The sequence below is a fragment of the Rhizobium sp. RU36D genome, assembly GCF_900176345.1.
Taxonomy (GTDB): domain Bacteria; phylum Pseudomonadota; class Alphaproteobacteria; order Rhizobiales; family Rhizobiaceae; genus Allorhizobium.
In genome coordinates this window covers 85,643-108,118 of the sequence record NZ_FWXU01000001.1, presented here as the reverse complement: position 1 = coordinate 108,118, position 22,476 = coordinate 85,643, and the positions used below count along the sequence as shown (strand labels likewise).

Here is a 22,476-nt window from a genome sequence, read left to right as displayed (position 1 = left end):
CGGGTCTTTGCCCGCGTCATCAGGCGTAAAGCGGGTCAAGTTCACGATAGTCCGGCAGACTGCGGTCGATGCCCTTGCCATTCCGCATCACAATGCGGTCAGCCTGCGGACGGGACAGGAATTCGCTCCAGCGACGGGCGTTGAAGATCACCAGATCGGCGCTGCCGCCAGCGGCGATGCGGCACAGATCGGGCCGGCCAAGGATGTCGGCCGGCGTTGACGTGACGAAGCAGGGGGCCTCATCCAGCGGGTGGTCGAGATGGATGATGCGAACCGCCTCGCGCAACACCTCGACCGGATCGAGGTCGCCATAGGCATAGAAGGGGTCGCGGGTATTGTCCGAGGAGACGGCGGTTGCGACGCCCGCTGCCGCCAGTTCCTTGAACAGGGTGACGCCGCGATAGCGCGGGGTGCGGCCGGCTACCCGATCCTGCAGATACATGTTGCACATGGGCAGCGAGACGACCGACAGGCCGGCTTTCGCCACCACGTCGATGGTCGCCTTGGCCACATCGTCTTCCTGGCGGGCGAGCGAGCAGCAATGCCCCACCGTTACGCCGCCATCGAAGCGGTTGCGGATCTTTGCCTCCGCGATGGCCCTGAGTGTTAGCACCTCGCGGGCCTGGGTCTCGTCCACATGCAGATCGATGTCGAGGCCGTTTTCAGCGGCCGTGCGGAACAGGATATCGAGGCGGGCATCGAGATCGGGCCACATCTGGGTGAGGCCGCCAAGCAGGCCCTTGTGCTCGACGATCACCGAGACGAGATCGCTGAAATAGGCCTCGTCGGTAATGGCATCGAGCGGGAAGAGGGCGGCGGCCTGGATCTCAACCTTGCCCTTCCAGGCGTCGCGCATCTCGGAGAACACCTCGAACGAGATCCGGTGCTGCGGAGCGAGGCTGTCGAGATGGGTGCGCAACAGGCTGGTGCCATGAGCATAGGCACAGCGGAGCGAGAAATCCATGCGGGCGCGCACATCCGCCGCGCTCCACTTCGCTTCGCGGTCTGTGCGGACGGCGTTGAGCGCGCCTTCGAAATCGCCCGACACATTCGGCCTGCGATCCCAGATGTGCCCCTTGTCGATATGGGTGTGCATGTCGGCGAAGGTCGGCCAGACCATGCTGTCTCTGACATCGACGCCCGGCAATGATGCTTCAGCCTGTCCCGCTGGCAAGATCGCCTCGATCTTTCCGCCTGAAATCACCAGGTCAGCCTTGACGAGACCTTCCGTGGCCGGAGCGTCGAAGCCGACGATAGCGACCGCCGGCAGCGTCGCAGCGCGCAGCACAAACCTGTCGTCTTGGGGAAGGGACAAAAAGGACATCAATTCTCTCTCTTGAGGCTGCTTTCGTGCCAGCGATGCAGCGCCAGCCAGGCAATGAACGAGGTGATGGCGAAGATCAGCACGCCGAGGCAGGCCAGCAGGAACAGGGCGGCAAACAGGCGGGGAATGTTCAGGCGATACTGCGCCTCCAGGAGGCGGAATGCGAGGCCGGAGCCCTGGCCGGCTGAGCCTGCCGAGAATTCCGCCACCACGGCTGCGATCAGTGCCAGGCCGCCACCGATCTTCAGCCCGGTCATGAAATAGGGCAGGGAGGCCGGCAGCTTCAGATAGAGCAGCGTCTGCCAGCGGGAGGCGCCGTAGAGGTCGAACAGGTTTAGCAGATTGTGGTCGACGCTCTTCAGGCCCTGTACCATGTTGGACAGGATCGGGAAGAAGGCGACGAGGAACGCGCAGATCAGCAGCGCCACCTGGGTCGTCGGGGCATAGATCAGGATCAGCGGCGCAATGGCGACGATTGGCGTGACCTGCAGGATGACGGTGATCGGATAGAAGGCCGTTTCGATCCAGCGCGATTGCACCAGGATGACGGCAATGCCGACACCGCCGATCAGCGCCAACGCCAGCGCGGCCATGGTGATCTGGGTCGTGACCCCGAGGGCCGGCGACAGCGTGCCCCAATCGTTCCAGAGGGAGGTAGCCACGGCGATCGGGCCGGGCAGGATGTATTGCGGCACGCCTGACAGGACAACGCCAAGATGCCAGAACAGGATCAGGCAGATCACCACGCCGATCGGAATGAAAATTCGCAGCAGGGTTTCGCCGTAACGGCTCAGGAAGGTTTGCGGCACCGGCACGAAGGGCATGGGAGGCTTGGTCTCGGCCATCAGTGTTCCTCCTCCCCACCCATCGCTTCCAAGAGCATGGTCGACACGGTTTCGCAGGCCTGACGATACTCCTCCGATGTGCGGTAGCGGGCATCGCGGCTGAGGCTGGTGTGCAGCGGGAAGTCGGCATGCACGCGGCCTGGCCGCGCCTTCATCACGACGATCCGGTTGGACAGATAGGCGGACTCGAATACCGAGTGGGTCACGAAGATCACGGTGATGCCGGTCTCCTTCCAAAGCCTCAGCACATCGTCATTGAGCTTCTGTCGGGTGATCTCGTCAAGGGCGGCGAAGGGCTCGTCCATCAGCAGCAGCTTGGGCTTTGTCACCAGCGCGCGGGCGATCGAGACGCGCATCTTCATGCCGCCTGAAAGTTCGCGCGGATAGGCCTCGGCAAAATCGGCAAGCCCAACTGTCGCAAGTGTCGCCATGATCTCGGCGCGGGCAGCGGATTTGGAAATGCCGCGCAGCTTCAGCGGCAGGTGCACATTGCCGAACACCGTTTGCCACGGCATCAGCGTCGGCTCCTGGAAGACGAAGGAGATGTCGCCTTCGGGAAGGCCGCGGGAATTGATGCGCGAACTTGGCCAGTCGATGGAGCCGGCCGAGACGTCACCCAAGCCGGCGATAATGCGCAGCGCCGTGGATTTGCCGCAACCTGAAGGGCCGAGCAGGCTGACGAATTCGCCTGAGTTCACCGTCAGCGACATATCCGACAGCGCGACCGTGCCGCTGGAAAACATCTTCGACACCGACTGCATCACCACGAGCGGTCGCTTGTGAAAGTCGTTTGGCGCGGTCTGCAATGGGGATGCGGGACTTGTCATTCTCTACTCGGGACGAGGTGTCTGTATTTTTCGCTCACCCACTTGGCTAAGCGCTTGGCGGTTCACCCCCCTCTGTCCTGCCGGACATCTCCCCCTCAAGGGGGAGATCGGATAAAACAACCGGCGTCTGCAATCCAGGGTCAAGCAGTGTCACGCTGCTGAAGGGCTGGAGGTGGCCACGATTGAATCTCCCCCCTTGAGGGGGAGATGCCCGGCAGGGCAGAGGGGGGTATTCAATACTCGCCGTTTACTTCTTCAGCGCCATGCCGACGCCCTTGCAGACGAACTGCGTAGTGTAGGCCTTCTTGTAGTCGAGGCTTTCTTCGACCACGCCAATCTGAACCATGGAATCGCGGAATTCCTTGTAGCGTTCGTCGGTGATGCAGCCGATGCCCTTGGTTTCGGCATCGCCCGAAACGACGATCCCGTATTCCTTCATCTTAGCGATCGAATATTCGATCTGGCCATCGGTCATCTCCGGATTGTCCTTCTTGATGAGGTCGTTGGCCGCCTTGTTGTCGCCGTATAGATAGTTGTACCAGCCTTCGATCGAGGCATCGACGAAGCGCTGCACCAGGTCAGGTTTGCTTTCCACCATGGTGGTGGTCGTAGTGATCATCGTGGAATAGGGCTGGTAGCCGTTGTCGGCCAGCAGGAAGACCTTGGGCTCAAAGCCGGCCTGCTTCTTGATCTCGTACGGCTCCGAGGTCAGGTAGCCCTGCTGGGCGGACTTCGGATCGGCAATGAAGGGGGCGGGGTTGAAGGTGTAGGGCTTGTACTGCGCGTCGGTGAAGCCCGGGAAGTTCTTCTTCATCCACTCGAAATAGGTGACGTAGCCGTCCTTGCTCATATAGATCGACTCGAGCTTGGCGAGATCGGCAAAGGTCTCGATGCCCTGGCCGGGATGGGCCAGGATCACCTGCGGATCCTTCTGGAACATCGAGGCGACGTCGATCAGCGGGATGCCCTGCTTGACGGCATCCATTTCACCGAGCGGACCACCCATGTAGAAGTCGACCTTGCCGGCGATCAACAGGGCGCGGTTTGCAGCTTGCGGGCCACCCTGGATGATGGTGACCTTCAGGCCATACTTCTCATAGGTGCCATCGGCCACGGCCTGGTAGAAACCGCCATGCTCCGCCTGGGCCAGCCAGTTGGTGCCGTAGCTGACTTCATCGAGTGCGAGGGCAGGCGTTGCGGAAAAGGCGGCAGTGATGCCGAGAGCGGCGATCATGGAGCGGATCGTGAAAGCGTCTTGCATGGCTTGTCTGTTCCCCTGTTAAACCTGTCGGCATCGTGAGAGCCATTCTTGTCTGATCGCATTTGAGCGGTTGCCATGCGTCTTGAAAAGCATCAAAATTCGTGCGCATTGATGCCTTCTTGGCATCGGTCATGAGAATGTGTGTGCATTGTGCGCATTGCGCAAATAATAGGCAACAGTATTTCGATGCTTCACTCCAGAAAGCTGCAATACATCGACGAGATTGCCCGCTGCGGCTCGATCCGCAAGGCGGCTGCACGCCTCAACGTCGCTTCGTCGGCCGTCAATCGCCAGATCCTCGCGCTTGAGGAGGAGTTCGGGGCGCCGATCTTTGAGCGCTTGCCGCGCGGCCTCAGGCTGACGGCTGCGGGCGAATTATGCGTCGAGCATATCCGCGAGGTGCTGAAGAATTACGGGCGGCTGGAATCGCGGATCCGGGGCCTGAAGATGCCGCAGGCGGGCAAGGTCTCGATCGTCGCCACCACGGGCCTGGCCGCCGGGCCGCTGCCGGCCATAATGGCCGGGTTCATCTCCAAAAATCCGCGAGTGCGCATTCTGCTTCGCGACGATGGCAATACGTCCACGATCAATCCGGTGCTGACCGGGGAGGTCGATCTCGGCCTTGGCTTCAACATTCCCGCTACGCCGGGCATTCGGACGCTTGCGAATTTCGACATTCCGATCGGCGTCGTCCTGCCACCCTGGCACGCCCTGGCGCAGGAGAGCGGACCGATCGATCTGGTGAGTGTGGTCCAGGAGCCGCTTGTTCTGGCACAGCCGGGAACCAGCCTGCGCAATGTCATCAATCTGGCACTCGCGCCCCTGCCGATCCCGGTGGAACCGGTGCTGGAGACCAATTCCTCACTGATGCTCAAGCAGTTGGTGAAGCGCGGCATCGGTCTCAGCCTGCTCAATCCGCTCGACGTCAGTGCCGAATGCCGCGCCGGCGAACTGGTGTTCCGGCCGATCGCCGACGGCCATATGCGCCATCAGCCGATGAAGCTCTTTGCCCGGGCGCGCGCCACGCTGGATGCCGCAACCAGCCTGTTTGCGGAATACCTGATGCAGGAGCTGGTGACGCTGGTCCACGAGCTTCAGGCCAAGGGTCACCTGCCGGCCTCCGCCCTGCCCATGAATGCGCCGGCCGACGCCCAGGACCTTGCTGATCAGGGCTTGTAGAGGTTGGAGAGGGGATAGGCGACGAGATCGCGCAGCATCTCGATGAAGCCGGCAACCTGGTGACGGCAGATGGCCGCACCTTTTTCCGCGGTGCCGTTCGAGGCATCGCCGACCACGCCTGCCGGGTTGAGATCGTGGGCAATCCAGGCCAGCGAATGAGGAGGGAGTGGCTGGAGGAAGCGGGAATTCGCCTTCATCTCCTCGGCCTTCGACACGAAATTCTGCGCCTTGTCCATCCGCACGAGGTCGGGCCGGAAGTACAGCATCAGCGAGGTTTCGACATCGCCGCCATGAATGCCGAACTTCATTTCGTGGTCTGAAATCATGCCCTCGGGATGGCCGAACCGTCCCCACTGCGTGGACACCACGGCCATGGCATGGCGCACCCGCAATTCGCGGGCGACGATGCTCATGATGTCAACGTTGCCGCCGTGGGAGTTGACGATGACCATCTTGCGGATGCCGGCCTCGGCCACCTTGCTGCCGATCGCGGTCCAGGCGGGGATCAGGATCTCGGGTCCGAAGGAGAGGGTTCCGGGCCCGTAGATATGCTCGTTTGCCTTACCGATTTCCTGGGTTGGCAGCACCAGGAAATCGAGATCGTCGGGCCGCTGCAGCCGCAATTCCGCCAGCATGCCGTTGGCGATGGCCACGTCGGTGGCGATCGGAAGGTGCGGGCCGTGCTGCTCGGTGGAGGCGATTGGCAGGATCGCAATCACGCGTTCCGGGTCAAGGCCGGCAAAATCAGACGCGTTGAGTTCGTTCCAATAAAACGGCTTGCCCATACCTGTTCCCTCGTTGTCCATCAGGGATTAGGAAATTATCCGGTCTTGGAAAAGCATCAATTTGCGTGCGGCATGCTGCCTTTTAGGGGGCGATGCGAGGATCTCGCCCAGGCCAGCCTGTTCCAGTCTGGGGCAAGGATTTCTCCCGCTGTTCCAGAAAAGAGCGTTTCGATAAAATTGTCGCTATCGACTTAAGCGGCTCGAAAACACTCCCGTGTAATTTCGCCTTCAAGGGCAACCAGAGCGCTGATGGCGATCGGTCATGAAGAAGCCCTGTAGCGGAATGACGTCCGCGAGAACCGGCTGGCATGCACAAGAAAAAACAGCATGCGCACCGCCGTAGAACGGGGACTAGGACATGTTGAAGAACGTCATGACGGCTGCCGTCTTTGCAGCCACTGTACTTGTATGGGTTACGCCTGCGGCTGCCGCAGGTCCGGGCGGACTGGCCCGCAACCTGGTCAGCAATCCGACCGTCAGCTATATCGTCGCCAAGAAGCCGTTTGCCGGTCCTTCGGCCGATGTCGGCTTCTGCGCCGGCAAGCCTTCTTTCTGCAATGGCCGCGAAGACGCGCGCGCCGTCGTGCTGACCTCGCACCGCGAAAGCCAGTTGAACCGCGTCAACCGCTCGGTCAACGAGGCGGCAGGCACCATGGCCGCCGCAGGTGATGTGTGGAAGGTCGGCGTTACGATGCGTGATGGCGAGGATGTCGCGCTTGCCAAGCGGGAAAAGCTGATCTCCATGGGCTGGTCGCCGCGTGCTCTGCAGGTGGCCGTTGTTCGCACCCGCTTTGGTGAAGGCCGGGCCGTGCTGGTGGTCAAGACCAGCAAGGGCGACCTGATGCTCGACAGCCGCACCGGCTCTATCCGGGCGTGGAAGGCTTCCAACCTGCACTTGCTGGAAGCGCAGAAGGGCGATCGTGCCCGGGCATGGTATGCGATGTAACTGGCGACGAAACGGGCACGGCATCGCGCCCGTTTCTTCGTTTGCTTAGGCGGTTTGCGGCTTTCCGCGCTCGGCGATGGCGATCCCGCCGAGCACCAGCACCAGCGCGATGACGTGGAACATCTGCAGGCTTTCGCGTAGCACCAACAGCGAAAGCAGGGTGCCGAAGACCGGTACGAGGTTGACGAACAGACCGGCGCGATTTGCACCGATCGTCTCGACGCCCTTGATATACAGGATCTGCGAGACGAGGGACGGCAGCAGTCCGGTAAAGGCAATGGCGGCCCAGCCAACATTGTCAGGGAATATGAAGCTGCTGGTCGATATCTCCCAGAACACCATCGGCAGTCCGGCGATCGCACCACCGAGCGCCGAGGCGGCCATCATGCTTTTCCAGTGGATCTGCGGCCGCCAGCGCAGCCCGACGGTATAGATGGAATAGGCGAGCACGGCGAGCATCATCAGCGCGTCGCCATAGTTCAACGTCAGCGTGAGCAGCGATGCAAGATCGCCATGGGATGCCGTGAGCGCCACGCCGAGAAAGCTGATCATGAAGCCGGCAATCTGAACCGGCGTCACCTTGATCCGGAAAAAGACGAAATTGATGATGAAAATCAGAACGGGAATGCCGCCCTGCTCGATCGCGCCATTGACCGCGCTGGTGTATTGGAGGGCCGAATAGAGAAAGGCGTTGAAGCCAGTATAGCCGATTGCGCCCAGCGCCAGGAGTAGCGGCCAGCTGCGTTTCAGGGCCGGCCAATCCTTGCGGATCTGCGGTACGGAAATGGCGGTTATGACGATGACAGCGACAAACCAACGGGCGAAGTTAAGCGTCAGCGGGCTGATATGACCGACCGCCATCTTGCCCACGACGGCGTTTCCGCCCCACAGCAAGGTGGTGATGACAAGATAGGAATAGGCTTTTACAGGCAACGACGTTCACCCAGTCTGCAAGCGGTCCAATGCCTCTATTTGGCAGGGAGGTAGCAGGAGATAGGCCGGGCCTTTGCGTTTGTCACGCAAAAAGCCGGGTCACCGGACTTAACGAGTCGCTTTCCGCAAAACAAAACAGTATAGATGCGCGGGTTTGCATGGGTCGCGGGTACGCGCGTTAGACAGGATTTTGAAATGACCAACGTGGTGGTGGTGGGTTCCCAGTGGGGTGACGAGGGCAAAGGCAAGATCGTCGACTGGCTGTCCGAGAGGGCCGATATCGTCGTGCGCTACCAGGGCGGCCACAATGCCGGCCATACCCTCGTTATCGACGGAATCTCCTACAAACTGTCGCTTTTGCCCTCCGGCGTCGTGCGTCCGGGCAAGATGGCGGTCATCGGTAATGGCGTCGTGGTCGACCCGCATGCGCTGCTGGCGGAAATCGAACGGCTGAAGGCGCAGGGCGTGACGGTCACGCCGGAAAACCTCCGCATCGCCGACAACGCGACCCTGATTCTCTCCCTGCATCGCGAACTGGACGGAATGCGCGAAGATGCCGCCTCCAACAGTGGCACCAAGATCGGCACCACCCGCCGCGGCATCGGTCCGGCCTATGAGGACAAGGTCGGCCGGCGCGCGATTCGCTTCATGGATCTGGCCGATCTCGAAGCGCTGGAAGGTAAGGTCGAGCGCATCCTGACCCATCACAACGCCCTTCGTCGCGGATTTGGCGCTCCCGAAGTCGAGCACAAGACGATCATGGACGAGTTGACATCGGTCGCCGACAAGGTGTTGCCGTTCCGCGAAACCGTGTGGGAGCTGCTGGACAAGGAGCGCCGCAAGGGCTCGCGCATCCTGTTCGAAGGGGCGCAGGGCTCGCTGCTCGATATCGATCACGGCACCTATCCCTTCGTGACCTCGTCCAACACGGTCGCTGGCCAGGCGTCTGCGGGCTCCGGCATGGGCCCCGGTTCGCTCGGCTATATCCTTGGAATCACCAAGGCCTACACCACCCGCGTCGGTGAGGGACCGTTCCCGACGGAGCTGAAGGACGAAATCGGCCAGTTCCTAGGCGAACGCGGCCATGAATTCGGCACGGTAACCGGCCGTAAGCGCCGCTGCGGCTGGTTTGATGCCGCACTCGTGCGCCAGTCCGTCGCCACGAACGGCATCACCGGCATTGCGCTGACGAAACTCGATGTCCTGGATGGCCTTGACGAGTTGAAGATTTGCGTCGGTTACATGCTTGACGGCAAGGAAATCGAGCATCTGCCGGCATCGCAGGCGGCGCAGGCACGGGTGGAGCCGATCTACATCACGCTTGAAGGCTGGAAGGAATCGACCGTCGGTGCGCGCAAATGGGCTGACTTGCCGGCGCAGGCGATCAAATATGTCCGTCAGGTCGAAGAACTGATCGGCGCGCCGGTGGCGCTGCTGTCCACAAGTCCCGAACGCGACGATACCATACTTGTGACTGACCCGTTTGAAGACTAAAGTTGGAATTTGTTAACGTTTTGTCAGTCGGCGGGAGGCCGGCGACCTAGAGAAAGTACTGATGGCTGACTTTGTTGCGGTTATTCGGCGGGCCGTCGACGGCTTGTCGAACAATACACCCGAGATGCGCGCGAAGGTCTATGAAAAGGCCCGGGGCGCAGTCTTGCGGCAGTTGGAGAACATGTCCCCGAGGCCCCCGGAGGACATGATTCGCCGTCAGATGGACAAGCTCACCGCTGCCATCACCGAGGTGGAAGCAGAGCATGCCGTCGCCTTGCCCGAGGTCGCAGAGCCGGTCGCCTATGAGCCGGAACCTGTTCACCAAGAGCCTGAGCCCGTTGCCGCCGCGTCGGAGCCTGCATATCAGGAGCCGGAACCGGAACCGGCCGCGTCTGATTACGATTATGGACGCCACGAGCCGGCTCCCGACGACTATAGCGCGCCGGTGGAGAACCTTCCGTCGGCCGATATCGATCCACAGCCGGCCTATGCCGACCGGAATTTCCCAGCGCCGGCAGAGCGACCATCGCCTGCCTTCGCCACAGCTGACGACTGGATGTCCGAGCCCTATGGCGTGCGCAAGGACGAGCCGGTTGCAGTTACGCCCGCAGCGGCTGCACCGGTCGAGCCCGTTGTAGCCCCGGCTCCTGCGCCGGACCTTCGTTACGAGGAACCCGTCGTAGCGCCCGTTGAGGAAAAGCCGGCGCCCGTGTCGTTCTTTGACGAGCCGGCGCCTGTGCCCGCGCCTGTCGCTGAAGCGCGCGTGATGCCGCTTTTCCCGGACGAACCGCCTGCTATCGAGACTCGCGAACCGAGCCGAACGGAAACCGAAGTTGCTTACGATGCCTGGGCCAGCTTTCCGGCCTCGGGAACACCTGCTCAGGGCTCTCACGATCTCGGCACCGAGCTTGACTGGCCGGCTGAGCCGCCCGCGGCCGTTCCACCGCGCGAAACGTCCTCGGTGGAAAGCGATTTCGATGCCTTCCTGAATTCCGTCAAGTCGATCGATACGGCAAAGACGACCACTCCCCCTCCGGCCATGCCGGCGGCGGGTATCGATCTGTTGGACTGGCATGACGAACTCGCAAGCCTGCCATCGCTGAGCGCGACCGCACCGGCGGCGGCGGCCCAGCCTGCTGCCAAGCCAGCGGTGAAACAGGCTCCGGCACCAATCGTCGTGCCGAAAAACGAAAGCTTTGATGACCTGCTCGACAGCAGTCTCAGCGGACCAGCTGCGCCGGTAGCCATGCCTGCGGCTGGCGCAAAGGGCGACGGTGCGGACATTGACGATTTCCTGGCGTCGGCCCCACAGACCGCGTACCGGAAGGAATCGAAGCCACGCCGCAATTTCGTTCCGCTGATCCTCGGTTTGGCCGTGGTCATTCTGCTCGGCGGCGGCGGCTATGCCGTCTGGGCGAACCGGGCTGAGATCAACGATTTCTTCGCCAGCCTGACCCAGTCCTCTCCGGATGCGGCGACTACCGACAATGCTGCGGAGACCCCGCAGAGCACACCTGCTTCGTCTGAACCGACGACGCCTGCGACGGACACCGCTGCAGCGCCGGTGACCGGTGCACCGGAGGAGGGGGTAGCAACCGTCCAGAAGTTTACCCAAAGGCTGAGGGCCGACGGGACCGAGATTGACGAAGGTGCCGCCGGTGCAAACGGTGCCACGGGCGAGGGCCGTTCGGTGGCACAGCAGACCGTGGCATCGAGTGGTGATCCGGCCGCGACGCCGTCTCCGTCGGCAACAACCCCGCCGGCTGCAACTGATACCGCACCGCCGGCTGGCGCCAATGCGCCCTTGACCGTGGGATCGCAGGAGAAGGCATTCCTCTATGAGGAACGGCTCGGCCAGGTGTCGCCAACGGCGATCGTAGGTGGCATCGAATGGACCGCCATGCGGGAAAGCGGTGCGGATGGCCGTCCTGATCCGGCAATCCAGGGCAAGCTGTCGATCCCGGAACGCGGGCTCAACGCGCTCATCACCTTCCGCCGCAACAATGACAGCTCGCTGCCGGCCAGCCATCTCGTGGAGATCGTCTTCTCCATGCCTGCCGATTTCGAGGGCGGCGCCATCGATGCGGTGCAGCGCGTGTCGCTTAAGCGGACCGAGCAGGACCGTGGCGATCCGCTGGTCGGCGTTGCCGCAAAGGTCACAGACGATACGTTCCTGATTGCTCTCAATGATTTCCAGGATGTGGTCGCTCGTAACATGGATCTCATCAGCAACCGCAGCTGGATCGATATTCCGATCACCTACCGCAATGGCCGCCGCGCCCTGTTGACGCTCGACAAGGGTTCCAATGGAACCGCGCTGTTCCAGCAGGTGGTTCGCGAATGGTCGGCGCTGACGCCAGCCGCTCCGGCGAACTGAGCAAGTCTTCAAACAAAAAAGGCTCGCGAACCGGTGGTTCGCGAGCCTTTTTCATTTGTTGAGGTTGGTTTCTGCCGCAGCAGTCTTGATCAGGCTTCGACCACGCGAAGGGCCTTGGCGCGTTCCAGAGCGTCCTTCTTCACAGCTTCCTGAACCTTTTCAAAGGCACGAACCTCGATTTGGCGCACGCGTTCGCGGCTGATGTCGAACTCGGCCGAGAGATCCTCCAGCGTGACCGGCTCGTCTGCGAGACGACGGGCTTCAAAGATGCGCTTCTCGCGTTCGTTCAGCACGGACATCGCGCGCGACAGCATGCGGCGGCGGGTTTCCAACTCGTCTTGCTCGATCAGCACGTCTTCCTGGCTGTCGTGATCATCCACGAGCCAATCCTGCCACTGGCCCGACTCGCCTTCCGTCGCGCGAATGGGTGCGTTCAGCGAGGCGTCGCCGGTGAGGCGGCGGTTCATCGAGATGACCTCCTCCTCGGACACGTTAAGCTTCGTGGCGATCTCAGCCACCTGTTCCGGCTTCAGATCGCCTTCGTCGATGGCCTGGATGCGGCCTTTCAGCCGGCGCAGGTTGAAGAACAGCCGCTTCTGGTTGGCGGTCGTGCCCATCTTCACGAGCGACCACGAGCGGAGGATATACTCTTGAATCGACGCCTTGATCCACCACATGGCATAGGTGGCCAGACGGAAGCCGCGTTCCGGATCGAACTTCTTGACGGCCTGCATCAGGCCGACATTGCCTTCCGACACGACTTCGCCGATCGGCAGGCCATAGCCGCGATAGCCCATGGCGATCTTGGCGACCAGGCGCAGGTGGCTGGTCACGAGGCGGTGTGCGGCATCGCGATCCGCATGCTCGGCGTAGCGCTTGGCTAGCATGTACTCTTCCTGCGGCTCCAGCATCGGAAACTTGCGGATTTCATCGAGATAGCGATTGAGACCGGCCTCTCCGCCGGCAATGGTAGGCAAATAATTACGGGCCATAAAGCACCCCTTTCTCTAAACCGGCTCCCCAGAGAGACAGAATGGGCAAGCCTGATCCGTATGGATCCCGAGATCCCACACGGAGCCATGTGACAGATAAGTATGGCGGAAAAGCGTTTCAAGGTTGGAAACGACCGATCCGCAGCGGTGTCGGGTGTCCGCTGTGTTCACTGTTTAACGTGTCTATAGTCCCGACGGTTCATCACTGGCATCACACATTGCGGTGACGGATGCGTGATCAGGCGGGATAGAGGAACCTATTTGCGTCGGGATCGGACTTTCCGGCCAGGCGTGCCGCCAGCAGTTCAGCGGCGATCTTGGAGAACGTGATCCCGTTGCCGCCAAAGCCCATGACGCAATGGACATGATCGCATCCCGGCACCTTGTCGATGATCGGCAATCCCGTGGCCGTGGTGCCGAAGGGCGCTGCCCAGCCATAGGCCGGCTTGCCGATCTCCACACCCAGCAAAACCTCCAGCTTCTTGATGATGCGCTCGAACTTCAGCTTGGCCTTGTCTTTATCCAGATGCGCCTTGGGATCGGCCTCATCCTCACCCCCGGCAATGATGCGGCCATCGGGGGTGGAGCGGAAATAGAGATAGGGATCCGACGCTTCCCAGACGAGGAAATCCTTCAGCCATGCGGGGCGGGGAGCATTGGGTTTGGTGGCGATTGCCCAGGTCGAGACGATCTGGTGTGACGGGTGCTGCATTTCCGTGAGGAATTCGTAGCCGGTGCAGGCGATGACGTCGCCGGCGCTCAACAGTCTGCCGTCGGATGTCGCGAGGACCACGCCGTCGCGCGTTTCCCGGTAGTCGGTGATGGTCACACCGGACACGATCTCGACACCCCGCGTGCGCGCGGCGATGAGGAGGCCCGCCGTCAGTTGCGCGGGATTGGCCGAGGCCGAACAGTCCGACAGGAGAGCCGCGGTGCGATCGAGTTCGAAGCGCTGGCGCAGTTCGGCGGGCTTCAGATAGTCCACTTCAAGGCCGGCGGCCTTGCGCGTGTCCGCTTCCTCCGCCAAGGCGCGCGCGCCATATTCGTCTCCTGCCAAGAGCAGCGTGTTGCGCTTCTCGAACATGCAGTCGATGCCGAGGTCTTCCACCAGCCGCCCAAGGTCGCGGACCGAGCGGGCGGATCGCCGCCACACGGCGGCTGCATTTTTCTCGCCGATCATCTTGCCGAGTTGGTGAAGCGGCACGTCGATTTCGTGCTGGATCATGGCGGTGCTCGCCATGGTGCTGCCACGCACGGGCTCGCGCCGGTCTACCACCAGGATGCGTCGTTTTCCATCGGCCAGGGCCTGCGCCATGAGGGCGCCGCTGATCCCGCTGCCGATAATGATCACGTCATAGTCGCGGTGCGCCGGTGTCGCAGAAGCCTCCACCGATATGTGCGGCGAGGCAGCCCAGAGAGGGCGGTCGGTGCGCAACTGGCGCTTCTTGTTCAACAGTCCGGTTCGATCGCTCATCGCAGCGGGCTCCTTGTCCCGGCGGATGGTTGATCCCACCTGCGCCGCCGCCATAAACGCCGGCGCGCGGCTTTTGTTGCATTGGCGTTGCCGGAAGCTAGCTGCGCCGATCCTCCGGTGCCGGCATTTCGCGCAAGGCTTCGACAATCGCGGCCATGTCGTCCGGCATCGGCGCTTCGAAATGCATGGTCTCGCCCGTGGTGGGGTGTTCGAACTGCAGCAGGAAGGCATGCAGCGCCTGGCGATGAAAACCGTTGACGATGGACTTGGCTGGTTCGGCCAGCAGATTGGCCTTGGTCTTGAAGGCCGCGCCATAGTCCTGGTCGCCGATCAGCGGATGGCCGATATGGGCCATGTGCACGCGGATCTGATGGGTGCGGCCCGTCTCCAGCCGGCATTCCACCAGCGCCGCCAGGGCCGTTGCATCGGGCCGCTCGCCAAAGCGCTCCAACACCTCGTAATGGGTTATCGCCTCGCGGGCATCGTCGGTATCCTCGCGCTTCACCGTTCGCTTGGTGCGGTCGCCCGCACGGCCTAGCGGGGCATCGATGGTGCCTGTCAGCGTGCGCGGACGGCCCCAGACGACGGCCTGGTAGGCGCGCTCCAGCGGGCCGGTGCGGCCGTGGTCGGCGAACTGATCGGCGAGGTGACGGTGGGCGATATCGTTCTTGGCGACGACCATGACGCCCGATGTGTCCTTGTCCAGGCGGTGGACGATGCCTGGCCGCTTGACGCCACCAATGCCTGAGAGGCTGTCGCCGCAATGATGGATCAGGGCATTGACCAGCGTGCCGGTCCAGTTGCCGGCGCCTGGATGCACCACGAGACCCGGCGGCTTGGCGATGACGATCAGATCCTTGTCTTCGTAGATCACGTCAAGCGGAATGTCCTCGCCCTGGGGTTCGGGATCTTCCGGCTCCGGCATCACGATTTCCACCTGGTCGCCCGGGCGGATCTTGCGCTTGGGTTCCGTGACGGCGATCCCGTTCACCGATACGGCGCCCTGCTCGATCAAGGCCTTTACCCGGTTGCGGGAAAGATCCGTGCCCAGCATGGCAGTCAGCCAGGCATCCATGCGCCCTTCGGCATCATCATCGGCAACGAGGGCTTTTCTTAGGGCGTCGGCTTGTTTAAAGGGGTCGTTCATTCTGTCATCCCGCGAAATAGTCGGCGGCGTTGCGGCATTATGGCTTTGGTGCCACTTGGCACAGACTGGCGCCTTCCACAATCGAAGGCTTGGTCAAACAGGCCGTTTTCCCTGAACATAGGTTCGCGGCAGGGAAAATTATCTGATCACGCGGACTTCAGGAGCCAATACTGCCCATGTCCAATGTTGAACCAGACGACCAGGAAGACAAGCCGCTTGATCCTGCCATGGAAAATGTTCGCCGCAAGATGGTGAAACTGCAGCTTGTCTCCGGCGGTATCATGCTGGTGATGTTCATGGCTGTGCTGGCGGCGATCGTCTACAAGGTGACGCAGCCGAGCGGAACCGTGCGCCAGGAGGCGTCGCCGGGTCTTGCAGTACCGGCCGATCAGCCGATCGTGGCTGCGGCGCTGTTGCCCAAAGGGTTCACCGTCGTCTCGACCGATCTTTCCGGCAACCAGATCCTGTTCTACGGCACGACCGTTGACGGTGCGCGCAAGGCGCTGGTGTTCGATCTCACTGTGGGCCGCATCGTCGCGGACATTACTGTCGCCGGTGACTGAGGTCTAAGTGATCATGCCGGATCGGTCACTCGTCCTCATCGAAGATGCCGAGGATCCGCGCATTGCGGAATTCCGTGGCGTTCGGGAGCGGGATCTTGTGCTTCGGCAGGAGCGGTTCGTCGCCGAAGGGACCGTTGTCCTGCGTATGCTGGCTGCGGCCCATGCGGCAGGCAGCGCCCGGGCTGAAAAGATCCTCGTGCTGAAGAACCGGGTTCAGGGCGTGTCTGACATTCTGGACCGGTTTCCGGCCGAGGTCCCGGTTTACGTCGCCGAAGCCGAGGTGATCGACCAGATTGCTGGGTTTCACCTGCATCGCGGCGTGCTGGCGCTGGGGCGCCGGGCACCTCAACCGGCCCTTGGCGATCTGCTGACAGGTCTTGGGTCGCCGACGCTGGTGCTGGTCGGCTGCGGCATTTCCAACCACGACAATATCGGGTCCATGTTCCGCAACGCCGCTGCGTTTTCCGTCGATGCGGTGCTGCTGGACGAGACCTGCTGCGATCCGCTCTATCGCAAGGCCATCCGGGTGTCCGTCGGTTCCGTCCTGAGCGTGCCTTATCATCGCGGTGGCTCGACACAGGTGCTGTTGTCGCAACTGGCCGAGGCAGGCTTCGCCATCTGGGCGCTTTCGCCGGCAGGTGACACGGAGTTGCGCGACCTGCCGCGAAGCGACCGTATGGCGCTGGTGATGGGCACGGAAGGGGAGGGGCTGCCGGCCGAGGTGCTGCGCGCCTACAAGTCGGTGCGGATCGCCCAATCTCGGGGCCTGGACAGCCTCAATGTCGGAACGGCAGCCGGTATCGCGCTTTATGGCGCGGCCCTGGCGCAGGGCCGCATCGGATAGGCTTGGCGCGTCAGCCGCGACGGTCGCCCAAGGCGGCGCTTTTTTCTGCGACCCTGTCGGCGAGTGACGGCTTTGCGCCCTTTGCCTTCGGCACGGCGCTCGCCAGCAATTTGGGGATCGGAGAGCCCGGACCCTCCTCACGGGCGGTGAGCAGGATCATCTTGGCTGCGATTTCCGACATTTCCTCCCGCAGGGCATCGTCATTGGCGGCAGACTTGGCCCGGTTCAATCGCTCGGTCAGAGCCGTATATTGATGCCGGATTTCATCGGCCAGTTCCTCTGTCGAAACCTCAGGCGGTTCTAACCGGCCGAAATCATCGTCATGGAGATCATCATTGCCGGCGCGCTTGACGGCTCCACCCTTGCGGCGCAACTGGGCATTGGCGTTTTTAAGCTGTTCCTTCAGTCGCGCGATTTCTGCCGTCCGGCGATCGATGATCGCGTCCTTGTCGGCCTTGCCCGCCATTTCGCGCATCAGCTTGTCATCAAGCCGCAGCTTCTGGTGTTCCTCAAGGGTGAGGCGCTGCTCGGCTTCCTTCGCGCGCTTCAGCGCTGCGGCCTGCTCTCGGCGCAGGTCTTCGCGTTCGTCACGAAGCGTCTGCACGCGCATCTTCAGGTTCTCGATCTCGGTCTCGCGACGCGAGCTTTCGATCTTCAGGTTGTCGACCTCCAGGCCAACCTTGTCGAGCCGCTTCAACAGCCGCTCCAGCTCGACATCCTTGGTCGCGGCGATTTCCTCGGCGCGCTGCAGGGTTTCCTTGAGCTGGGTGATATGCAGGTCGGCACGGCGAAGCTCCGAGCGCATGTCGGCCGCTTCCACATTCATCGCCTCGATCTGGACGTTGTAATCCTGGTTCTCGGCGAGAAGGCGGCTGGCCTCCTTGGCCAGGGCTTCCTGCTTCAGCTGCAGGTCCGTCGTCTTCTGGCGCTCCTTTTCCAAGGCCTGCACGGTCTTGGCGTTTTCCGCGGCATAGGAGGCGCGGGCCATGTCCCGCTGTGCCCGGATTTCCTGCGGGCTGAGCGGCATGGTCGCCTTCAGGCGGTTCTCGGTGAAGCGGACGATGCGACTATGGATCGCCGGAGCCACCAGCATAGCCAGCATGGCCGAAGACAGGAAACCCAGTCCGTATAGCAGGGCATATTCGATCACGGTGACGCCATTTCCCGAAGTTTAGGAGGAGCGAATTTTCGGTGTTAGACCATGGCCATTTACGAAGGACAAGCGACCCGCGTCACCTGTCAGAAATAATTCGTGGTCGCCATGTCCCAGCCGGTATTTCACTCGGTCTAGTGCAAATGAGAACGATGGAAGGAAAGTCAAGATCCGCGCGGTGCTTGGAGCGAAGCAAGGCACCGTCGGGCGCCTTGCTTCCCGTGCTCAAGCGTCAAAACGGGTTCCAGGTGGGGGTACGGGTAAGCTTCAAGTAGCCGACATTGACACCCAGGCGGGCGCCGAGACCTGTGCGTATCGGGACCAGCAAGACGTTGCGGCTTTTCAACACGGTCATGCCGACGCCTGCCACGACATAGGCGGAGCCGCTGACGCCGCCGAAGCGGGCAAAGAGGCTGTCGACGTCCGGCAGATCGTAGACCAGCATCATCGCGCGCGTGCCGTTGCCGCCATAGTCGATGCCGAGCGAGGGCCCTTGCCAGAAGACATCGTGCTGCCCGGCATTCTTGGTGTAGAGCTGGCCCTCGCCATAAGTGAGGCCGGCGATAAAGGCGCCGGAGCCCTCCTGGCCGAGAATGTAGCCATTGGGCAGGCCGTAGTTCTGGAACGCCTTTTCCATCACCTTCGCGAGCCCGCCAGAGGTCTCACCGAAAAAGCCATGCCCGGCGTCGATAATTTCCTGGAAGTTGTATTGAGAGCTGTCGGCCCTGGCTGGCAGGGCTGCGAGGACAAGACCCAGGGTCATCATGCCAACCAACTGGCGGCGATGCAGTGTCATATTCTGTCCGACTGGTCGCATGGGCTCCTCCGTCGTGAATCGTGGAATCAGGTCCGGAGACCTCTTCGGCCAGATTGCCTTGCCGATATTAATAATCGGTTTACCAAATGTGGTGTCATTATGACTGGCAGGAATCAGCTTCGGCCGGGCAGGGTGCCGGCCGCGTTTTGCTGATCGCGCGATCACGCTCAGGAGAACACGATGCCGAGGAATCCCAACTTGACTCTCGCCGGGCCCGATCTGGCAGCGCTCTTGTGCAGCCGCGTCTGCCACGATGTCATTTCGCCCGTTGGCGCCATCAACAACGGTCTGGAACTGCTGGATGAGGGCGGCACCGATGCCGATGCCATGGAGCTCATCCGCACCAGCGCGCTGAACGCCTCCGTCCGGCTGAAATTCGCCCGCCTGGCCTTTGGCGCATCCGGCTCGGTCGGCGCCTCCATCGATACGGGCGAGGCCGAGAAGGCTGCCAAAGACTTCGCCCAGGCGGAGAAGAAGACTGAGGTGATCTGGAACGGCCCCCGGGCCATCATCGGCAAGAACCGGGTCAAGCTGCTGCTCAACCTGTTTCTGGTTGCCTACAGCGCCATTCCGCGCGGCGGCGTGATCGAGGTCACGCTCGAGAATCCCGAGACCGATGCGAGCTTCACCATCGTTGCCAAAGGCAAGATGATGCGCATTCCCGCGAAGTTTGCCGAGATCTGCGAAGGCAAGCTGGAAGAAGCCGTCGATGCGCATTCGATCCAGCCTTACTACACGGTGCTGCTGGCCGATGAATGCGGCATGGAACTGGCCTATCACACCAACGAAACCGAAACGGTGTTCACCGCCAAAATCGCCAAGGGACTGATTACCTGGAAGTGATGATGCCTGGTGCGGAAGGTTCCTGATGTCCTCGGATAGAAGAACTTCTCCGCGCTTTGGTAATAATTCCTTAGGTGAATGAGCTTAGCTTTTGCCAAAGGCCCATAGACACGCGGCCGATTGTGAGGGAGTTCGCCATGCAGCGTTTGATGATTGCGGATGGTTCAGACATTGTCCGTAAGGTCGGCAAGAAGATCCTCTCCGAAATCGGCTTTCTCGTGCTGGAGGCAGGCACGGCGCGTGAGGCGCTGCAGCGCTGCCAGAACGAACTCCCGAACATCATGATCGTCGATGCGGGCCTGGATGGCGCGCTCGACCTGATTGCCAATGTCCGGGCTCTGCCAGAAGGCAAGAGCGTGCGCATCTATTACTGCGTCATCGAGGCGGATCTCAAGGTGATGATGCTCGGCAAGCGGGCCGGTGCCAACGACTTTCTGCTGAAGCCCTTCGATCGCAAGATCCTGACGACGATCTTTGCCGACAAGGCCATTGCCGCCTGAGGGCGGATAACCCTACCACTTCTTTGCTTGCACGGCCGGCCGCGTGAAAACGATGCCGGCCTTTCCGTTCGTACCGACAGGGTTGCATGCGCTGGTCCAGGTGGTCTGGACAACAAAAAAGCCTGCCCTTGGTAGGGCAGGCCTCGAAGCGTGGCATCGGGGAAATAGAACGTAAAACGCCTTGGTGTCAGGCGGTTTCCATCATCTCGCTGCCGTCTGGCTCGCGAAGAACATAGCCGCGGCCCCACACGGTTTCGATATAGTTCGCACCGCCGGCGGCATTTGCGAGCTTCTTGCGCAGCTTGCAGATGAAGACGTCGATAATCTTCAGTTCAGGTTCGTCCATGCCGCCATAGAGGTGGTTCAGGAACATTTCCTTGGTGAGCGTCGTGCCCTTGCGGAGCGACAGAAGCTCGAGCATCTGGTATTCCTTGCCGGTCAGGTGAACGCGCTGGCCGCCGACTTCGACAGTCTTGGCATCGAGGTTCACGACCAGTTCGCCCGTGACGATGATCGACTGGGCATGGCCCTTCGAACGACGCACGATGGCATGGATGCGGGCAACCAGTTCGTCCTTGTGGAACGGCTTGGTCATGTAGTCGTCGGCGCCGAAACCAAGGCCGCGTACCTTGTCTTCGATGCCAGCCATGCCCGAGAGAATGAGGATCGGAGTCTTGACCTTGGAGAGGCGCAGGGTGCGCAGCACTTCGTAACCGGACATGTCCGGCAGGTTCAAGTCGAGAAGGATGATGTCGTAGTCATACAACTTGCCCAGGTCGACGCCCTCTTCGCCCAGGTCGGTTGTGTATACATTGAAACTTTCGGACTTGAGCATCAATTCAATGCTCTGCGCTGTCGCGCTGTCGTCTTCGATGAGTAGAACCCGCATTAATTTTCCCCTTTACCGCCGCCAAAAGGTCGAGATGGTCCCCTACGCGATACGGATCCAGTCGTTGCCTGATTTGAAGGCTGCCACCAAATGGTTAACAAATTCTAATCGCCCCTGGCAAGGTGTATCGAATTTATTAAACAAAGGCACCAGTCCCCTGAATTTTCATCTTTATCAGCATTCGCCAAAGCTGAATCAAAGTGGCAACAAAGACCCCTAAGCGATTCATATGACTCATTCATTTTGGCGGACCGACAAATCGGTCATGGCATTTACTGACCCTTAAACGATCGTCCTTATCATTAACGATGCCCGTAAATGAAAGGTTACCAAGTGTAGCTTTTTGTTAACACCGACGGATTTTTTTCGTGCCGAATCGTTTTTCGGCCGTGCGGGCAGCCGAAAATGTGAATGGGCGGGTTGTCTCGCATCACGGGAGTATTGCGTATGAAGTCGCGTGAGAGCCTAGTGCGCCTGAAAGAGTTTCAGGTCACTGAAAAGCGTCGGCAGTTGCAGCAGCTGCAACTGATGATGTCAGAATTCGAAAGGATGGCGAAGGAACTCGAAAACCAGATCGCCATCGAGGAGAAGAAGTCCGGTATCTCCGACCCCAGCCACTTTGCCTATCCGACTTTCGCCAAGGCTGCGCGCCAGCGTGCCGACAACCTCCAGGTCTCCATTCGGGAACTGAGGGTTCAGCAGGAGGCGGCCGAGTTGTCGCTCGAGGAAGTGGAGGCGGAGTTCGCCAAGGCGGCAGCCTTGGAGGAGCGTGACGGCCAGGTCCGGGCAAGAGCCTGAACCAGACGGCGCTTAAACTGTGCCAACCTGATCGCTGCCGTTAACCAGGCTTTGGCGATTGCCACTGGTCATGCGCTGTCACCCCAAGGGGCGATGGCCAATCTGCGTTATATCAAGTCCAGACCGTGCTCCCCAAGGGAGCGCGGTCTTTTCGTTGCTTGACGTGGACTACTTCACCACGTCGCGCCATTCCGGATGGCGGTCGACCTGGCTTTTCATGAAGGGGCAAAGCGGTATGATCTTCCAGCCGCCATTGCGGGCTTCGTTGATGGCATGCGCCGCCAGCCGCGAACCGGCACCGGTTCCGCGCATCGCATCCGGCACCTCAGTGTGATCCACGATGATCAGTTGGGCCGAGGCGCGGGAATAGGTCATCACCGCCTCCGCACCGTTTTCGGAAAGAACGTAACGTCCACCCGATGCACCTTCTTCGAGCTTGATGGTCATGGATGCCTCCAGTCAATTTTCTGATTTCATTTGCCTGG

22 protein-coding genes are annotated in these 22,476 nt (G+C 61.2%); 9 read left to right on the top strand and 13 right to left on the bottom strand.

What is annotated here, in order from left to right:
- Positions 1–19: 19 nt before the first annotated feature.
- The 4 genes from B9A97_RS00540 to B9A97_RS00525 all read right to left on the bottom strand — a co-directional run bounded on the left by B9A97_RS00540 (position 20) and on the right by B9A97_RS00525 (position 4,257).
- Positions 20–1,324, bottom strand: coding sequence for a cytosine deaminase (locus tag B9A97_RS00540; protein ID WP_084363031.1), 1,305 nt, complete (start codon positions 1,322–1,324; stop codon positions 20–22).
- Complete coding sequence (locus B9A97_RS00535; protein WP_084363462.1) at positions 1,324–2,148, bottom strand: ABC transporter permease; 825 nt, start codon at positions 2,146–2,148, stop codon at positions 1,324–1,326. The genes B9A97_RS00540 and B9A97_RS00535 overlap by 1 nt, the downstream gene beginning before the upstream one ends.
- Positions 2,149–2,168: 20 nt before the next feature.
- Positions 2,169–2,996, bottom strand: a complete 828-nt coding sequence (locus tag B9A97_RS00530; protein ID WP_084363030.1) for an ABC transporter ATP-binding protein — start codon at positions 2,994–2,996, stop codon at positions 2,169–2,171.
- 247 nt (positions 2,997–3,243) lie between these two features.
- Positions 3,244–4,257: an ABC transporter substrate-binding protein gene (locus B9A97_RS00525; RefSeq protein WP_084363029.1), complete on the bottom strand. Its 1,014-nt coding sequence runs from the start codon at positions 4,255–4,257 to the stop codon at positions 3,244–3,246.
- Between the two features lie 186 nt (positions 4,258–4,443).
- Here B9A97_RS00525 and B9A97_RS00520 point away from each other — a divergent pair, with 186 nt between their 5' ends.
- Entirely contained in the window at positions 4,444–5,436 is a 993-nt protein-coding gene (locus B9A97_RS00520) for a LysR family transcriptional regulator (RefSeq protein ID WP_084363028.1), read from the top strand.
- Here the strand turns inward: B9A97_RS00520 and B9A97_RS00515 are convergent.
- Positions 5,424–6,221, bottom strand: a complete 798-nt coding sequence (locus B9A97_RS00515) for a creatininase family protein (protein WP_084363027.1) — start codon at positions 6,219–6,221, stop codon at positions 5,424–5,426. The genes B9A97_RS00520 and B9A97_RS00515 overlap by 13 nt on opposite strands.
- Positions 6,222–6,579: 358 nt before the next feature.
- Here B9A97_RS00515 and B9A97_RS00510 point away from each other — a divergent pair, with 358 nt between their 5' ends.
- A complete protein-coding gene (locus B9A97_RS00510; RefSeq protein WP_084363026.1) occupies positions 6,580–7,167 on the top strand; it encodes a transglutaminase-like cysteine peptidase in 588 nt (195 codons plus the stop codon).
- 45 nt (positions 7,168–7,212) lie between these two features.
- Here B9A97_RS00510 and B9A97_RS00505 read toward each other — a convergent pair whose 3' ends face one another.
- Positions 7,213–8,100 carry a DMT family transporter gene (locus B9A97_RS00505; protein WP_084363025.1) on the bottom strand — a complete coding sequence of 296 codons (888 nt, stop codon included), beginning with the start codon at positions 8,098–8,100 and terminating at the stop codon, positions 7,213–7,215.
- A 195-nt stretch (positions 8,101–8,295) separates the two neighbouring features.
- Here B9A97_RS00505 and B9A97_RS00500 point away from each other — a divergent pair, with 195 nt between their 5' ends.
- Both B9A97_RS00500 and B9A97_RS00495 read left to right on the top strand, forming a co-directional pair.
- On the top strand, positions 8,296–9,594 hold the full coding sequence (locus B9A97_RS00500; protein WP_084363024.1) for an adenylosuccinate synthase: 1,299 nt from the start codon (positions 8,296–8,298) through the stop codon (positions 9,592–9,594).
- A gap of 61 nt (positions 9,595–9,655) precedes the next feature.
- A complete protein-coding gene (locus tag B9A97_RS00495) occupies positions 9,656–11,971 on the top strand; it encodes a hypothetical protein (protein ID WP_084363023.1) in 2,316 nt (771 codons plus the stop codon).
- Between the two features lie 89 nt (positions 11,972–12,060).
- Here B9A97_RS00495 and rpoH read toward each other — a convergent pair whose 3' ends face one another.
- From rpoH to B9A97_RS00480, 3 genes are all read right to left on the bottom strand, one after another.
- A complete protein-coding gene (gene rpoH / locus B9A97_RS00490) occupies positions 12,061–12,963 on the bottom strand; it encodes an RNA polymerase sigma factor RpoH (protein WP_084363022.1) in 903 nt (300 codons plus the stop codon).
- 238 nt (positions 12,964–13,201) lie between these two features.
- Positions 13,202–14,437 carry an NAD(P)/FAD-dependent oxidoreductase gene (locus B9A97_RS00485; RefSeq protein ID WP_084363461.1) on the bottom strand — a complete coding sequence of 412 codons (1,236 nt, stop codon included), beginning with the start codon at positions 14,435–14,437 and terminating at the stop codon, positions 13,202–13,204.
- A 97-nt stretch (positions 14,438–14,534) separates the two neighbouring features.
- Positions 14,535–15,584 carry an RluA family pseudouridine synthase gene (locus B9A97_RS00480; RefSeq protein ID WP_084363021.1) on the bottom strand — a complete coding sequence of 350 codons (1,050 nt, stop codon included), beginning with the start codon at positions 15,582–15,584 and terminating at the stop codon, positions 14,535–14,537.
- Between the two features lie 176 nt (positions 15,585–15,760).
- Between B9A97_RS00480 and B9A97_RS00475 the strand changes: the two genes are divergently transcribed.
- Both B9A97_RS00475 and B9A97_RS00470 read left to right on the top strand, forming a co-directional pair.
- A complete protein-coding gene (locus B9A97_RS00475; RefSeq protein WP_084363020.1) occupies positions 15,761–16,147 on the top strand; it encodes a hypothetical protein in 387 nt (128 codons plus the stop codon).
- Positions 16,148–16,160: 13 nt separating this feature from the next.
- Complete coding sequence (locus B9A97_RS00470) at positions 16,161–16,991, top strand: TrmH family RNA methyltransferase (protein WP_084363460.1); 831 nt, start codon at positions 16,161–16,163, stop codon at positions 16,989–16,991.
- Positions 16,992–17,001: 10 nt separating this feature from the next.
- On the opposite strand, the gene B9A97_RS00465 is transcribed toward B9A97_RS00470, so the two are convergent.
- Complete coding sequence (locus tag B9A97_RS00465; RefSeq protein WP_084363019.1) at positions 17,002–18,141, bottom strand: coiled-coil domain-containing protein; 1,140 nt, start codon at positions 18,139–18,141, stop codon at positions 17,002–17,004.
- A 235-nt stretch (positions 18,142–18,376) separates the two neighbouring features.
- The gene (locus B9A97_RS00460) at positions 18,377–18,910 is read right to left on the bottom strand and encodes a DUF1134 domain-containing protein (protein WP_244564098.1); all 534 of its coding nucleotides are present in this window, start codon (positions 18,908–18,910) and stop codon (positions 18,377–18,379) included.
- A gap of 231 nt (positions 18,911–19,141) precedes the next feature.
- Between B9A97_RS00460 and B9A97_RS00455 the strand changes: the two genes are divergently transcribed.
- Both B9A97_RS00455 and B9A97_RS00450 read left to right on the top strand, forming a co-directional pair.
- Positions 19,142–19,804, top strand: a complete 663-nt coding sequence (locus tag B9A97_RS00455) for a histidine phosphotransferase ChpT (RefSeq protein WP_084363017.1) — start codon at positions 19,142–19,144, stop codon at positions 19,802–19,804.
- A 137-nt stretch (positions 19,805–19,941) separates the two neighbouring features.
- The gene (locus B9A97_RS00450; RefSeq protein WP_084363016.1) at positions 19,942–20,304 is read left to right on the top strand and encodes a response regulator; all 363 of its coding nucleotides are present in this window, start codon (positions 19,942–19,944) and stop codon (positions 20,302–20,304) included.
- Between the two features lie 187 nt (positions 20,305–20,491).
- Here B9A97_RS00450 and ctrA read toward each other — a convergent pair whose 3' ends face one another.
- Positions 20,492–21,193, bottom strand: a complete 702-nt coding sequence (gene ctrA, locus B9A97_RS00445) for a response regulator transcription factor CtrA (RefSeq protein WP_084363015.1) — start codon at positions 21,191–21,193, stop codon at positions 20,492–20,494.
- A 447-nt stretch (positions 21,194–21,640) separates the two neighbouring features.
- Here ctrA and B9A97_RS00440 point away from each other — a divergent pair, with 447 nt between their 5' ends.
- On the top strand, positions 21,641–21,991 hold the full coding sequence (locus B9A97_RS00440) for a flagellar export protein FliJ (RefSeq protein ID WP_084363459.1): 351 nt from the start codon (positions 21,641–21,643) through the stop codon (positions 21,989–21,991).
- Between the two features lie 168 nt (positions 21,992–22,159).
- Here B9A97_RS00440 and B9A97_RS00435 read toward each other — a convergent pair whose 3' ends face one another.
- Entirely contained in the window at positions 22,160–22,438 is a 279-nt protein-coding gene (locus B9A97_RS00435) for a GNAT family N-acetyltransferase (RefSeq protein ID WP_084363014.1), read from the bottom strand.
- Positions 22,439–22,476 lie beyond the last annotated feature (38 nt).

Coding starts and splice junctions, on each gene's coding strand:
- B9A97_RS00460 (WP_244564098.1), bottom strand. CDS start 18,910: ATGATGACCCTGGGTCTTGTCCTCGCAGCCCTGCCAGCCAGGGCCGAC.
- B9A97_RS00495 (WP_084363023.1), top strand. CDS start 9,656: ATGGCTGACTTTGTTGCGGTTATTCGGCGGGCCGTCGACGGCTTGTCG.
- B9A97_RS00535 (WP_084363462.1), bottom strand. CDS start 2,148: ATGCCCTTCGTGCCGGTGCCGCAAACCTTCCTGAGCCGTTACGGCGAA.
- B9A97_RS00515 (WP_084363027.1), bottom strand. CDS start 6,221: ATGGGCAAGCCGTTTTATTGGAACGAACTCAACGCGTCTGATTTTGCC.
- B9A97_RS00510 (WP_084363026.1), top strand. CDS start 6,580: ATGTTGAAGAACGTCATGACGGCTGCCGTCTTTGCAGCCACTGTACTT.
- B9A97_RS00525 (WP_084363029.1), bottom strand. CDS start 4,257: ATGCAAGACGCTTTCACGATCCGCTCCATGATCGCCGCTCTCGGCATC.
- B9A97_RS00520 (WP_084363028.1), top strand. CDS start 4,444: ATGCTTCACTCCAGAAAGCTGCAATACATCGACGAGATTGCCCGCTGC.
- ctrA (WP_084363015.1), bottom strand. CDS start 21,193: ATGCGGGTTCTACTCATCGAAGACGACAGCGCGACAGCGCAGAGCATT.
- B9A97_RS00440 (WP_084363459.1), top strand. CDS start 21,641: ATGAAGTCGCGTGAGAGCCTAGTGCGCCTGAAAGAGTTTCAGGTCACT.
- rpoH (WP_084363022.1), bottom strand. CDS start 12,963: ATGGCCCGTAATTATTTGCCTACCATTGCCGGCGGAGAGGCCGGTCTC.
- B9A97_RS00530 (WP_084363030.1), bottom strand. CDS start 2,996: ATGACAAGTCCCGCATCCCCATTGCAGACCGCGCCAAACGACTTTCAC.
- B9A97_RS00475 (WP_084363020.1), top strand. CDS start 15,761: ATGTCCAATGTTGAACCAGACGACCAGGAAGACAAGCCGCTTGATCCT.
- B9A97_RS00435 (WP_084363014.1), bottom strand. CDS start 22,438: ATGACCATCAAGCTCGAAGAAGGTGCATCGGGTGGACGTTACGTTCTT.
- B9A97_RS00455 (WP_084363017.1), top strand. CDS start 19,142: ATGCCGAGGAATCCCAACTTGACTCTCGCCGGGCCCGATCTGGCAGCG.
- B9A97_RS00470 (WP_084363460.1), top strand. CDS start 16,161: ATGCCGGATCGGTCACTCGTCCTCATCGAAGATGCCGAGGATCCGCGC.
- B9A97_RS00450 (WP_084363016.1), top strand. CDS start 19,942: ATGCAGCGTTTGATGATTGCGGATGGTTCAGACATTGTCCGTAAGGTC.
- B9A97_RS00540 (WP_084363031.1), bottom strand. CDS start 1,324: ATGTCCTTTTTGTCCCTTCCCCAAGACGACAGGTTTGTGCTGCGCGCT.
- B9A97_RS00485 (WP_084363461.1), bottom strand. CDS start 14,437: ATGAGCGATCGAACCGGACTGTTGAACAAGAAGCGCCAGTTGCGCACC.
- B9A97_RS00500 (WP_084363024.1), top strand. CDS start 8,296: ATGACCAACGTGGTGGTGGTGGGTTCCCAGTGGGGTGACGAGGGCAAA.
- B9A97_RS00480 (WP_084363021.1), bottom strand. CDS start 15,584: ATGAACGACCCCTTTAAACAAGCCGACGCCCTAAGAAAAGCCCTCGTT.